General features: G+C 59.8%; 13 protein-coding genes. 7 read left to right on the plus strand and 6 right to left on the minus strand.

Annotated features, from left to right (window positions below; all coding sequences use genetic code 11):
* The first annotated feature begins 10 nt into the window (after positions 1-10).
* Entirely contained in the window at positions 11-1630 is a 1620-nt protein-coding gene (locus tag R6X40_RS22830) for a dihydroxyacetone kinase subunit DhaK (protein ID WP_318416320.1), read from the plus strand.
* Positions 1631-1903: 273 nt separating this feature from the next.
* Here the strand turns inward: R6X40_RS22830 and R6X40_RS22835 are convergent, their stop codons facing one another.
* The 4 genes from R6X40_RS22835 to R6X40_RS22850 all read right to left on the minus strand — a co-directional run bounded on the left by R6X40_RS22835 (position 1904) and on the right by R6X40_RS22850 (position 5416).
* Positions 1904-2857: a sugar ABC transporter substrate-binding protein gene (locus R6X40_RS22835; RefSeq protein ID WP_318416322.1), complete on the minus strand. Its 954-nt coding sequence runs from the start codon at positions 2855-2857 to the stop codon at positions 1904-1906.
* 393 nt (positions 2858-3250) lie between these two features.
* Positions 3251-3901 carry a GntR family transcriptional regulator gene (locus R6X40_RS22840; protein ID WP_318416323.1) on the minus strand — a complete coding sequence of 217 codons (651 nt, stop codon included), beginning with the start codon at positions 3899-3901 and terminating at the stop codon, positions 3251-3253.
* Positions 3902-3982: 81 nt separating this feature from the next.
* The gene (locus tag R6X40_RS22845) at positions 3983-4915 is read right to left on the minus strand and encodes a 2-hydroxyacid dehydrogenase (protein ID WP_318416324.1); all 933 of its coding nucleotides are present in this window, start codon (positions 4913-4915) and stop codon (positions 3983-3985) included.
* Positions 4916-5011: 96 nt separating this feature from the next.
* Positions 5012-5416 carry a VOC family protein gene (locus R6X40_RS22850; protein WP_318416326.1) on the minus strand — a complete coding sequence of 135 codons (405 nt, stop codon included), beginning with the start codon at positions 5414-5416 and terminating at the stop codon, positions 5012-5014.
* A gap of 199 nt (positions 5417-5615) precedes the next feature.
* Here R6X40_RS22850 and R6X40_RS22855 point away from each other — a divergent pair, with 199 nt between their 5' ends.
* From R6X40_RS22855 to R6X40_RS22865, 3 genes are read left to right on the plus strand one after another with little or no spacing between them, the layout of a single operon-like run.
* Complete coding sequence (locus R6X40_RS22855) at positions 5616-6572, plus strand: alpha/beta hydrolase (protein ID WP_318416328.1); 957 nt, start codon at positions 5616-5618, stop codon at positions 6570-6572.
* Positions 6573-6578: 6 nt separating this feature from the next.
* Positions 6579-7499, plus strand: coding sequence for a dihydrodipicolinate synthase family protein (locus R6X40_RS22860; RefSeq protein WP_318416330.1), 921 nt, complete (start codon positions 6579-6581; stop codon positions 7497-7499).
* Entirely contained in the window at positions 7496-7903 is a 408-nt protein-coding gene (locus R6X40_RS22865; protein ID WP_318416332.1) for a RidA family protein, read from the plus strand. Before R6X40_RS22860 ends, R6X40_RS22865 begins: the two co-directional genes overlap by 4 nt.
* Before the next feature lie 52 nt (positions 7904-7955).
* Here R6X40_RS22865 and R6X40_RS22870 read toward each other — a convergent pair whose 3' ends face one another.
* Positions 7956-8564 (minus strand): malonic semialdehyde reductase, encoded by a 609-nt coding sequence (locus R6X40_RS22870; RefSeq protein WP_318416334.1) that lies wholly within the window; start codon positions 8562-8564, stop codon positions 7956-7958.
* A gap of 42 nt (positions 8565-8606) precedes the next feature.
* Positions 8607-9389: a glutathione S-transferase family protein gene (locus R6X40_RS22875; RefSeq protein WP_318416336.1), complete on the minus strand. Its 783-nt coding sequence runs from the start codon at positions 9387-9389 to the stop codon at positions 8607-8609.
* 106 nt (positions 9390-9495) lie between these two features.
* On the opposite strand from R6X40_RS22875, the gene R6X40_RS22880 reads away from it, so the two are divergent.
* The 3 genes from R6X40_RS22880 to R6X40_RS22890 are packed head-to-tail and all read left to right on the plus strand — an operon-like array spanning position 9496 to position 12046.
* Positions 9496-10419 carry a fumarylacetoacetate hydrolase family protein gene (locus R6X40_RS22880; RefSeq protein WP_318416338.1) on the plus strand — a complete coding sequence of 308 codons (924 nt, stop codon included), beginning with the start codon at positions 9496-9498 and terminating at the stop codon, positions 10417-10419.
* A gap of 58 nt (positions 10420-10477) precedes the next feature.
* Positions 10478-11476 carry an ABC transporter substrate-binding protein gene (locus R6X40_RS22885; protein ID WP_318416340.1) on the plus strand — a complete coding sequence of 333 codons (999 nt, stop codon included), beginning with the start codon at positions 10478-10480 and terminating at the stop codon, positions 11474-11476.
* A gap of 27 nt (positions 11477-11503) precedes the next feature.
* Positions 11504-12046 (plus strand): VOC family protein, encoded by a 543-nt coding sequence (locus R6X40_RS22890; RefSeq protein ID WP_318416342.1) that lies wholly within the window; start codon positions 11504-11506, stop codon positions 12044-12046.
* Positions 12047-12088: the final 42 nt, after the last annotated feature.

The raw sequence follows: 12088 nt of genomic DNA on the forward strand, positions 1-12088 counted from the left end.
GGGAACAGATATGGCACAGTTTATCAACAAGCGGGAAGACGTGGTCACCGAAGCGATCGATGGCCTCCTGGCCATCAGTGGCGGCTCACTGGTGCGCCTTGATGGCTATCCTCATATTCGCGTGGTTTTGCGCGGCGATTGGGACAAATCGCAGGTGGCGCTGGTGTCCGGCGGTGGCTCCGGACACGAACCTGCCCATGCCGGCTTCGTCGGCAAGGGAATGCTGACCGCGGCTGTGTGCGGCGATGTGTTTGCCTCGCCAAGCGTGGATGCTGTCCTGGCGGGTATCCTGGCGGTCACAGGTCCCGCCGGCTGCCTGCTGATTGTCAAGAACTATACCGGCGACCGTTTGAACTTCGGACTGGCCGCAGAGCGCGCCCGCGCCTTTGGCCTGAACGTCAACATCGTCATCGTCGGGGATGACGTCGCCTTGCCCGAACTGCCACAGGCGCGTGGCGTCGCCGGCACGCTCTTCGTGCACAAGATTGCCGGCGCTCTGGCAGAAACAGGCGCTGATCTCGCGGCGGTGACAACAGCCGCCCGGCGCGTCAGCGTGGGTACAAAAAGCATCGGCATGTCTCTCGATACATGCACGGTTCCCGGATCCCCCAAGGAGGATCGCATCCCCGCAGGCATGGCCGAACTTGGCCTCGGCATCCACGGGGAGGCGGGTGTGGAGCAAATTGCATTCGTCGACGCAAAATCGGCGATGGCGGCTGTTGTCAGCAAGCTGGTCAACGCCATCGAGGACAGGCCGCATGTCGCTCTCATCAACAACCTTGGCGGCACCTCCGCCCTGGAAATGTCGGTATTGACCCACGAACTGATCACCTCGTCGATCGGCAACCGGATTTCCCACGTGGTCGGTCCGGCTCCAATGATGACCTCGCTGGACATGCGCGGCTTCTCGCTCTCCCTCTATCCTGCTGACGAAGCGGAGCTTAAGGCGCTGGGCACACCGGTTTCCATGGCGGCCTGGCCTGGTTTGCATGCCGTCAAGCCGATCCGGATCGAAATGCTGCCCGATGGTTTGACGCCGATCACGCCGCTGCCATCCGAGCATAAGGACACGCGCGACTTCATCGTCAATTGCTGCAGAGTACTCATCGCAGCGGAAGAGGATCTGAACGCGCTCGACGCAAAATCAGGCGATGGCGACACGGGCTCGACCCTTGCGGGGGCGGCACGCGCGCTCATCAATGCCATCGACCGCCTTCCCCTGTCGGACCACACGCAACTCTATCGCGCCATTGGCCAGGAATTGAGCCAGACGATGGGCGGCTCATCCGGCGTTCTGCTCGCCATCTTCTTTGCGGCCGCCGGAGACGCCGCCTCCAGCGGCTTGCCGATGGCTGATTCCCTGAAGGCGGGGCTTGCCCGCATGCAGGAAATCGGCGGCGCGCATCTCGGTGACCGGACGATGGTGGATGCGCTTTCACCAGCACTCGATAAATTGGAAGAGGGCGTCCGGTCGGCGGCCATCGCGGCGAGGGATGGTGCAAACCTGACGGCAAAGATGCTCAAGGCCAAAGCCGGCCGCGCTGCCTATATCAATGCGAAGCAGCTCGAAGGTCACATCGATCCCGGCGCGGAGGCCGTGGCACGCCTGTTTGAACATCTGGCGGCGTGAGTCTAACAATGATTGCGTGCTGGTAAACACGCACCGGAGCCATCCATGATGATTGTATAGCCATCGAAAACTTTGGAAATCTTGCCTAGAGCATAATCGCAGACATCCACCTTGCGCCATCACACGAAGCGGTTTTCAAGGCCCCGTTCGTCTCTTGGCCCAAAATAGTTCAACCCCGTCAAAATATGACGGGGTTGATCGGCGCCTTAGGCCGCCCAACTGATGCGGGTGCCTTACTTGTCGGTCCTCCGAGCCGCAGCTATCCTGCTGCTATTACGGCTGGTAGTCGGCCGGAGCGATGATCTTGCTGAAGTCGTAGGACGCAACTTTCTCCTTGGTGACCAGCAGTGCTGGCGCTTCGATGCGGCCGAGTACCTTGCCGCCTTCGACAGCAGCGACAGCTTCCCGCATGGCGTCGCGGCCCATCGATACGGCCGGTTGCAACGAAGCGCAGGTCAAGGTGCCGTTCTCGAGTGCTGCCCGTGCCTCGTCGTTGAGGTTGGACGTTGCGACCTTGATTTTGTCGATCGTTCCGGCCGCTCCCAGCGACTTGATGGTTTCGACGGCCATCGTATCGGCCGCCGTGAAGATGCCGTGCATCTCAGGATGGGCAGCCGACCAACCGGTTGCCGCAATACCAGCATCCTTGGCGCCGCCAGCCTTTTCGTCGATGATCTTAATGTCCGGGAAGTCTGCCGCCATGGTGTTCTTGAAGCCGGTGACCCTGAGCTTGGCCCAGATTTCATCTGGCCCAGCAAACAGCCCGACCTCACCCTTGCCACCAATCGCGCGGCCGATGCAGATACCCTGCAGGCGGCCCATGCCGATATTGTCAGCTCCAACGAAGGAGGTCAGGCGATCGGATTTCGGCGGCACCGAAAGCGCGATGACCGGAATGCCCTTGTCAATGGCTTCCTCGACCGCCGGTCCAACGGCTGCGGCGTCAGCGGCGCCGATGATGATGGCCGCAACCTTCTTGTCGATGAATCCACGGATCTGCTCGATCTGCAATTCAGCCTTGTCCTTGGCGTCCCCCTTGATGATCGTGTAGCCCCTCTCCTTGCCAAACTGATCAACGCCATAAAGCCCGGCCTTCCAGAAGGGCGAGGCAAAATATGGAACCGTCACCCCAATGGTCTTTTTCGTGTCCGCATTCGCCGGTGCAGCCGATACGCCTGCTGCCGCCAGTGCCAATGCCAATGTCATATACCGTGCATTCTTGCCCATGATTTCTCCTCCAGAATTTGGGTGATGAATTTTGTCGGGGAGCGTCACAAACGCCCATCAACATCAGGTATCCAATACAGATACTATGTATGCACAAACCCAATTGGGAATGCAAATAGATAAATGTGCACATTTTCTATTGTTTTGACCGCGCGTCTTTCACGGCGGATCGCGCTCTGCAATGCAAGCCGTTTGCTGCCAAGACGTTGACCGCACAGCCCTGAAAATTGGCGCGCGTGCGGGTGCACCAATGGTGCACCGCATCTGCATTCAGGGAAGGGGAGATCAAAAACTATCGACGCGGTCTGCCTGAAGACGCAGCAAAGCACACAGCCGCGTCGCCCTGTCGGACGGACGCGGAAAACTGTCAGTCACATCTGACGTTGGGAGGCTCTATTGGCCCGCCGCGGCTGCGAAACGCCGCATCACGCCGGCACTGAGGCGGGCGCTGTGTTCGGAGAGCGCCGCAAAGGCCCCTGCCGCATCGTTGGCCCGGATGGCGTCGACGATCTTTTGGTGTTCGTCGAGCGACTGCTGCAGCCGCACGTCGGCCGGCCCGGCCTGTTGTTGGCGGAAGGGCGCCAGGCGAGCCCGCAATTCGACCGCCATGGCAGCGATCGTGACATTGTGCGCACCCCGGCATATCGCGTCGTGAAATTTCCGGTTGATATCGCGGCAACCATCGAGATCTTGGTTATCGACGCATGCGGAATATTGGCGATGCAGCTCATAGAGCTGCTCGCGCTCCATCGCCGTCATGCGCTGGGCTGCCATCCTTGCACAGGATGCCTCGATCTCGCCCTCGGCCTCCAGCATGTCGGCCATCCGGTCCGTGTCGATCCGCGCGACGATGCCGCCCCGGCGCGGGTTCATCTCGATCAGGCCACGGGCACCGAGCTCGCGCAAGGCCTCGCGAACAGGAGTGCGCGAAACGCCATATTTTTCGGCGATCACCTTTTCCTCGAGCTTCTGGCCGGGAGGCATGGAACCCTTGGCGATCTCCTCCGCTAAGGCGTGATAGATCTGAGAGGCGATAGTCGTCATGCGCGTGGCTTTCCAGTCTTCACGACAAAATGCGATTTGCCCCGACGGCAAACCCAAACCGATTTAACGACAGCCTTGGACTTATGCAAGTTGGGCGATCAACGGATCGCCTGCAAGGCAGGATCGAAGATTGTGCATCAGGGTGTCGATCTGTGCTTTTTCCGCTGCCGGCGATCGTCCGGCCATATGCGGGGTGAGAACGACGTTGCCCAGCGTGCGCAGCCGCTCCGGCAACACCGGCTCACCCTCGAAGACATCCAGTCCGGCGCCCGCTATGAGGTTGTTTTCAAGCGCGGACACCAGTGCATCCGTGTCAACCACCATACCACGCGAAACATTGATCACGAAACCGTCGGGTCCAAGTGCATCGAGGACGGCCTTGTTGACCAGATGCCGCGTCGATGGTCCACCCGGGCAAGAAACCACCAGAAAATCGCTGTTTTCAGCAAGGGCGGCGGTGTTGGAGTAAAACGGCCAGGACACGTCGAGCTTGCCGAGCGTCGTATAGCCAATGTGCATGCCGAAGGCTTCTGCGCGCTTGGCGATCGCCCTGCCGATATTGCCCAAGCCGATAATACCGAGCCTTGCACCTGACAACGTCGGCCGGGGGGAGCGTATCGAGGCCCAGGCACCGTCACGCAAGGCCCTGTCGCGCACACAAATCTCGCGCGACACGGCCAGCATTAACGCCAGCGCGTGGTCGGCGACCGTCTCCATGTTGGTGTTTGGTGCATGGGTGACGTGCACGCCCCGCCGCCGGGCGGCATCGATATCGATATTCTCGTAGCCGGCGCCAAATGAGCAGATCAGCTTGAGGCCTGGCAGCTTTGCCATGTCGTCCGCCGAAAGGCCGGTGCTGCCATTGGTAACCACCGCTTCCACGGCGCCGCTGTCGAATTCCGGTGACCCGCTGCCCGGTCCGCCGGGCAGCGTGGTCACGTCGTAAAGGCTGGACAGCTGCGACAGGCAGGTGCCGGAAACCGGTATTGTGACCAGTAATGTCGGTCGCTTCATTGAAAAGTCTCCAGCCTTGACCATTGTTTTGTCATTCCGGACGGGCGTCCAGGCCTTGCGCCGGCGCGCTGTCCGCGCTGGCGCAAGAGGGCCTGATTACGCCGCGTTGACGTTCTTGACCGCGCCCTTCCAGCCATTTTCGGTAACGTCGAAAACGATGCCTTCAGGGGTCTTGTACTTGACCTCATAGAACACGTTCGGGTCTTTTTCCTTGCGGCCAGCCATATAGGAGCCGCCCGCATCGCGCACGAGCTTGTCGGTTTGCTCGACAGAATCGACCCACATGCCGAAGTGGATGAGGCCGTTATAGCCCTTCTCGGTTTCAAAGCCTGGCACAGGCTCTTCGCCGAAGTTGAGCAAGGCGACGTTCATGATGCCGTCCGTCATGTAGACGCCGCGCATGGCCTGGCCGGCGCGGGTCATGCCGAAGGCCTTTTCGAAGAATTGAGCAGCAGCTTCCGGGTCGGAGACCGCGATAGCGAGATGGCGCAACTTTGCCATGGGAAATTCCTTTCTGACGATGATGAGCTGGAGGCGGGATGCATCCGGCAACACAAACATAAATCGATCTTGTGTATGCAAATAATCATCTTTGTATGCATATAGGTTGTCAAGTGTGTTTTTGAGTGTTATCCAAATGCACAATGAAGTGCAGCGGGCTGTATAAGTTTGCGCGCACCGGCAGCAGTTGGAGGCATAGATGCGGTTTGCGGGATTGTCGGTCGCCGATCAGGCGCGGTTGGATGCGGTGGGCAAGGTCTGGAACGACGATCTCGCGGCAAACCGAAAGGTCGTGCTCGACATCTACAGACCACATGTCGAAGCAAGGGCCACTGAAGCCTCTCTCACTGTCCACCGCGACATTGCCTATGGTGCTGACGATGCCCACCGGCTTGATGTCTTCGAGAGTGCGCGAACCTGCTCTGGCGGACGACCTCGCCCGGTTGTCGTTTTTGTCCACGGCGGCGCCTTCACGCGCGGATCGAAAAGCGCCGATGGGCTCATCTATGACAATGTGCTGCGCTGGTTCGCTCGGCAGGGTCTGGTGGGCGTCAATATTGAATACCGGCTGGCGCCAAAGGCGCAGTACCCGGATGGCGCCCGTGACGTGGCTGCGGCGATCGACTGGATCTCCAGCTCCATCGGCGAGTACGGCGGCGATCCGCAATCGATCCTGCTGATCGGCCATTCCGCCGGAGGTTGTCATGTTGCCGGCTATCTCTTCGATCCTGCCGTGGGGCGCATGCCCAGTCCGGCGGTCAAGGGAGCGGTGCTTGTCAGCGCGCGGTTACGCGCAGACCAGTTGCCGGACAATCCGAACGCGGAAAACGTCCGGAAATATTTCGGGTATGATATCGCCACCTATGAGGCGCGATCTCCGGTCATTCATGCGGGATCCGTTGATCTGCCGGTCTTCGTGGCCGTTGCCGAGCACGAGAACCGCTACATCGATGCCTATGGTGCCGAATTCGTTCAGCGTCATGCGCTGCGCAGGGGCAAAGCCCCTCGCTTTCTTCAGCTGAACCGGCACAATCACACATCCATCGTCGCGCATTTCGATACGCGCGAGGAGGAGCTTGGACGTGAGATTATGCGCTTCGCGCTGGAAGAATGCGGCCTTTTTCCCTGCGGTCTTTCCTGTCAAAATCGAAAGTGAAGTTACATGAGCCCGGATCTGCTTTCCGTCTACGCCCCCGTCCTTACGCCCTTCAATTCAGACCTTAGCTGCAACACGGCGAAATTCATCGAACATTGCCGCTGGCTCGTCGCGCAGGATGCAGGCCTTGCGATCTTCGGCACCAACAGCGAGGCGGCATCCCTTTCGCTGCGCAAAAAGAGAAAGCTGCTGGACAGCGTCGTCGAAGCGGGCATTCCGGGAAAAACCCTGATGCCCGGCACCGGTGCCTGCAGCCTTGAGGAAACCATCGAACTGACGTGTGCCGCCGTTGATGCCGGCGCGCCCGCAGTACTCGTATTGCCGCCGTTCTTCTTCAAGCCGGTCACGACGGATGGCCTTGCCCGGTACTATGGCAGCCTTATCGAGGCGGTCGGTTCCGACCGGCTGAAGATCGTACTCTACCATATCCCGCAATTTACTGGCGTTCCCATCACCATTGAATTGATCGAAACGCTGCGCCGGCGCTATCCGGCCAATATTATCGGCGTGAAAGACAGCTCCGGTGATCGCGACAATCTCAACCGTTACCTGGAGATAGGCGATGGCTTCCGGGTTTTCCCGGCATCGGAAATCCTGCTCGGTGAAACGATCGGACGCGGCGCTGTCGGCTGCATCTCCGCGACGGCCAATGTCAATGCCCGAGCCATGGTCGATGCCGTCTTGGCAAGCGCCACGGTTGGCGCAACCGAGGCCTTCGCTGCTGTCGCTCCCGTACGCTCGCTGTTTCAGCAGTTCCCGATGATCCAGGCCATGAAAGTGGCGCTTGCCCGGCATAGCGGCGATGCCAGCTGGCGTGCGGTGCGCCCACCCTTGGTCGAGCTTGATCAGCAGGCGGTACAGAAATTCATCGCGGCATCGACTGAGATCGGCTTCAAGCCGTGGTCGGCCGCGCTGGAGAACGCATGAGCGTAGAAGCGACAGGACGAGCCAAGCCGCTCGCCAACTATCCCTATCTGCGGCAGGCCGGAGGGTTGTTGTTCCTCTCCGGCGTCAGCGCCCGTCAGCCGGATGGGACCATCGCGGGGGTTGTCCGTGTTGACGACGGAACGATCAGCTATGATGTGGCGGCGCAATTACGGGCTATCCTGACAACAATTACGGCGACGCTGTCATCGAATGGCAGCCGGTTTACCGATCTCGTCGATGTGACCATCTACCTGACGGATATGGCCGACTATCGCGCCATGAACGGCGAATATAACGTGTGGTTTGGCCCCGATGGCCCGGCCCGCACGACTGTCGGGGTGAAAGAACTGCCGCATCCCGACATGGTGGTCGAGCTCAAGGTCGTCGCCAGCGCCGCCGTGTGAAATCTCTGCTGCCTGATCAGCCCCCGGCGGCCACCGCCGGGGGCTTTTTCCGTCAGAGAACCTGGCAGGCTTCGTCGAAGGAAAGGCGAGGGTGGCGCGCAAACAATTTTGCCATATCGCCATGACCAAGACCGCACAGGAAATTGACCCGCAGCTGCGTGTCCGGGAAAAAGATTGAATCGAGCTGCTTGCCGTTGAAGCCCGAGATCGGGCCACAATCGAGCCCAAGCGCCCGCGCGGCCATCATGTAGTAGGCCGCCTGCAGCGTCGCATTGCGAAATGCCGTGTCCTCGACAAGGTGCGGGTTGCGCTCGAAAAAGCCTTTACCATCCGTATGGGCAAAGAGGAAAGGCAGGCGATCGGCAAAGGCGAAATCGGTCGCGAAGATCGCGACGACCGGGCAGGTCATGATCTTTTCGACGTTGCCAGCAGCGAGCGCCGGCTTCAATCGCTCCTTTGCCTCATCGCTCACCAGATAAACGATCCGCAACGGCGAGCAGTTCATGCTTGTCGGCCCCATCCGGGCCAGATCGTGGATTTGTTCGAGGAGCGCCGTATCCACCGGCCGATCAAGCCAGCCGTTCTGGCTTCTGGCGGTTAAAAACATCCGGTTAAGTAGCGTCGTATCCGGCTGGATGGGATGTCCTGTCTGATGGTCCATCGTGTTTCCTTCTTCCATGTTGGTCTATTGAGCCGCGCCTTTTTAAAGGGCAGCGGCGATCAGTTCTGCGACCAGTCTACGGTCGACGAGGGGATCCGGCCGGTCCCCAAACGGACCCTGCGCTATGCGAAAGCTTGGTCTGGTGCGCACGGTCTCCGCCCAAAGTCTTGTGTTTGGAAAGGCATCCAGCAGCGTGTCCATCGCCAGCCGGTCCAACCGATCGATGAAAGCCGTCATCGCCACATCCGCGAGCGAATAGGTATCATTCGCCAGCCATTCGCTGTCCTGCAGCGCGTTCTCCATCTCCAGCAGAACCGACCGCATTGTGACAATCGATGCGATAATTGCCGCGCGGTCGATCGGGGCGGTGGCGGCTGCGCGGTAGGCGTCGGCCCGCGCGGTCACGGGATGCCGGGCCATCACAGTTTCGAGATGTCCCGGCGGCAGCTTTTGAACCCGGGCTTTAAGGATCAGGTTGAAGGTGGGCGGACGCACGGCAGGGTGAACCACGTTGTCTTCCATCGCGGTCCAGCGCCGGACACTTTCACGTCCGCGTTCGCCGGCAGGCAGCAGCGCGCCATTGCCGATCTCGTTCAGCCACTCGTTAATCCGGGATGATTCCACAAGGACCACATCGTCACACCGCAGCGCGGGCACCAGTCCCAGCGGATTGATGGAGAGATAGTCGGCCTGAAGATTGTCGAATGCTGCCAGATCCACACGGCGCGAAATCCAGGGGAGATCAAGTTCCGCAAGGCCAATCCGGCATTTCAGCGACTGGATCGATCCCCATTCATGGAAAAGCTCGATCGTTTCCGCACCCATTTTCGCGCCGCCTTTCGTCAGTGTGTGCACTAATGCGCTTGACAAGCATACACAAAGAAGAAATTGTATGCAACAACGATACCGACAGCATGAAAGGAGATAGCCAGTGGTTTGGCATGCACTCGGACAGAGGATCATCAGGGAAAAGGTAAGCCCGGTCGTTGTGACCGAGCAGGGCGTTTATGATCTTGAATTGGTCGCCCGCGTTCTTGGCCGCCCCGGCGAGGCCTGGGACCGTTGGGTCGCCGGTGGTGTAGCCGGCATGCTCGACGCCTGGTTGGATGTTGAGCCGGCACTGGCCGCCCTTGCCGACACGCTCGCCGAAAGCGGTCCGAAATTCGAACCGTTGGGAACGGGGACGAAGCTTTGCGCGCCCTATCGTCCGAGCCGGATCTTTGCTACCGCTTCCAATTATGTCGAGCATGCGCAGGAGATGGGGACGGTGCTAGCGGCCAAGTCCGAGAGTCAGCCCTTCGTGTTCATGAAGGCAGATTCCTGCGTTATCGGTCCCGATGAGGCCATCATCCTGCCGGCACGCGCCGAAAAGGTCGATTGGGAGGTCGAACTTGGTGCGGTTCTCGGAATCGGCGGCCGCGATATCCCGGTTGAAAAGGCGCTTGATCACGTTGCAGCCTATACCGTCGTCAACGACATCACGTCGCGCGACCTGACACGGCGCACCGATTTTCCGTTCAAGCACGACTGGTTCCGCGGCAAGAGCTTCGACACATTCGCGCCGCTCGGTCCCTGGCTCGTTCCGGCCGATTGCATCGGCGACCCGCAGGCGCTGCGCTTGACGCTCGACGTCAACGGCAAGCGCAAGCAGGACGATAGCACCGGCTCGATGATCTTTTCCGTGGCCGAACAGATTTCCTATCTGTCGTCGATCCTGACGCTGCGGCCCGGCGATCTTATCGCCACCGGGACGCCGGACGGCGTTGGCATGGGAACCGGCGAATTCCTGAATTCCGGTGACGTTGTGACCGCCGCCGTCGAAAAAGTCGGCGCGATCACCAACCCGATCCGGTAGATCGGGGTCGATACATAACAAAAACGCCTGTCATGGCAAAACTGAGGAGGACAGTAGTATGGCTAGCATGTTTGGAAAATCGCTTCGGCTGACGGCGTTGGCCGGAGCTCTGGCATCAATGATATCGGCAGCTTCGGCCGCCGACAGTATCTCGTTCAATATGTCCTGGTTGCCGCAGGGGAGCGTTGGAGGCGTTCTCGTTGCCAAGGCCAAGGGCTTTTATGACGAGGCAGGTCTCGACGTATCCGTCTACCAGGGATACGGCGGTCAGCGTACCGTCAACGAAATCGACCAGGGCCTGTTCGATATCGGCTACGGCGATCCGGTCAGCGTCATCCTCAACCGCGCCAATGGCGGCAAGGCTGTGTTTGTCGGTTCGATCAACACTGTCTGGCCAGGCGCGCTCTGCTACCTCGAAAAAGAAGGCGAAGCGGCCCCTAAACTCGCTGATTTTAGCGGCAAGTCGGTCGGCGGCGGTGCAACCTCGCCGGTGCAGAACATCGTACCGACCTGGCTCGAGCAAAACGGCCTGCCGAAAAACCACCTCAAGCTGCTGCGCATGAACCCGGCCGTCATCACCTCGGCGTTTCTGGAAGGCCAGGTCGATCTCGCCGAGTGCTGGGAAGGCGCCAGCCTGCCAATCCTCAACGAGAACGCCCAGGAAACCGGCAAGAAGATCGGCATGATCAAGTACCGTGATTTCGGCCTCGACATGTATGGCAGCGGTTTCGTCACCACCGAGGCGCTGTTGACCGAAAAACCGCAGGTCGTCGACAAGTTCCTCGACGCGTCCTATCGCGGTTACGAATACATGGCGCAGCATCCGGATGAAGCCGCCGATCTGATCGTCAAGCAGTATCCGACACTGAAGAAGAGTGTCGTGCTCAACCAGATCCAGCAGATCAATGCGTTGGTGCGTGACCCGCATGCCGAAAACAAAGACCTGGGCTTCGTCCGTGCCGACCGCATGGAAAAGACCATGGGCTTCGTACGCAATGCCTTCGTCGTCGACGACAGCATCAAGACGGCAGACCTTTACCGCAATATCAGCCGCTAAGGCTGGCTCAACTCCGGGAGGAGGAACATGAAGAAGAAGATCAACGTCAGGAAACTGGGCCACATGGTCCTGATGGTCCGCGACATTCAAAAGTCCGTCGAGTTCTACACCAGTATCGTTGGATTGGAGGTCTCGGACTGGATCGAGGACAAGATGGTCTTCCTGCGCGCAGGCTCAGACCACCACGACCTCGCCTTGTCACAGCTTCCGGCGGATTCGCCCGATAGGGACGACCTGCCGAAGTACACGCGGCCTGGCCTTGAGCATTTTTCCTACCTGGTCGACAGCCTGGAGGACATGGAGGCCGCAGCCGAAATGCTGCAGGAGCGTGGCGTCGAGATCGTTCGCGGTATCGGCAAACACGGGCCGGGCGCCAACTGCTTCCTCGTGTTCAAGGATCCGGACGGCAATAATTGCGAGATCTACTGCGACATGATCCAGGTCACGGAAGACAATCCGCATACGCCACAGGTCTGGGAGCGCAACATCGACGCCTTTGACCAATGGCGCTTCAAACGCTTCGTCGTGCCGCCACCGCATCAGGTGATCAAGGACAAGCAGGGGCAATAATCCCCAAGGCGCCGGCCACGGCCGGCGCCTTTTCACCACGGA

Source organism: Rhizobium sp. PL01 (assembly GCF_033447125.1).
Lineage (GTDB): Bacteria > Pseudomonadota > Alphaproteobacteria > Rhizobiales > Rhizobiaceae > Pararhizobium.

Coding starts and splice junctions, on each gene's coding strand:
- R6X40_RS22860 (WP_318416330.1), top strand. CDS start 6,579: ATGAGCCCGGATCTGCTTTCCGTCTACGCCCCCGTCCTTACGCCCTTC.
- R6X40_RS22870 (WP_318416334.1), bottom strand. CDS start 8,564: ATGGACCATCAGACAGGACATCCCATCCAGCCGGATACGACGCTACTT.
- R6X40_RS22875 (WP_318416336.1), bottom strand. CDS start 9,389: ATGGGTGCGGAAACGATCGAGCTTTTCCATGAATGGGGATCGATCCAG.
- R6X40_RS22835 (WP_318416322.1), bottom strand. CDS start 2,857: ATGGGCAAGAATGCACGGTATATGACATTGGCATTGGCACTGGCGGCA.
- R6X40_RS22840 (WP_318416323.1), bottom strand. CDS start 3,901: ATGACGACTATCGCCTCTCAGATCTATCACGCCTTAGCGGAGGAGATC.
- R6X40_RS22850 (WP_318416326.1), bottom strand. CDS start 5,416: ATGGCAAAGTTGCGCCATCTCGCTATCGCGGTCTCCGACCCGGAAGCT.
- R6X40_RS22845 (WP_318416324.1), bottom strand. CDS start 4,915: ATGAAGCGACCGACATTACTGGTCACAATACCGGTTTCCGGCACCTGC.
- R6X40_RS22890 (WP_318416342.1), top strand. CDS start 11,504: ATGAAGAAGAAGATCAACGTCAGGAAACTGGGCCACATGGTCCTGATG.
- R6X40_RS22885 (WP_318416340.1), top strand. CDS start 10,478: ATGGCTAGCATGTTTGGAAAATCGCTTCGGCTGACGGCGTTGGCCGGA.
- R6X40_RS22865 (WP_318416332.1), top strand. CDS start 7,496: ATGAGCGTAGAAGCGACAGGACGAGCCAAGCCGCTCGCCAACTATCCC.
- R6X40_RS22855 (WP_318416328.1), top strand. CDS start 5,616: ATGCGGTTTGCGGGATTGTCGGTCGCCGATCAGGCGCGGTTGGATGCG.
- R6X40_RS22830 (WP_318416320.1), top strand. CDS start 11: ATGGCACAGTTTATCAACAAGCGGGAAGACGTGGTCACCGAAGCGATC.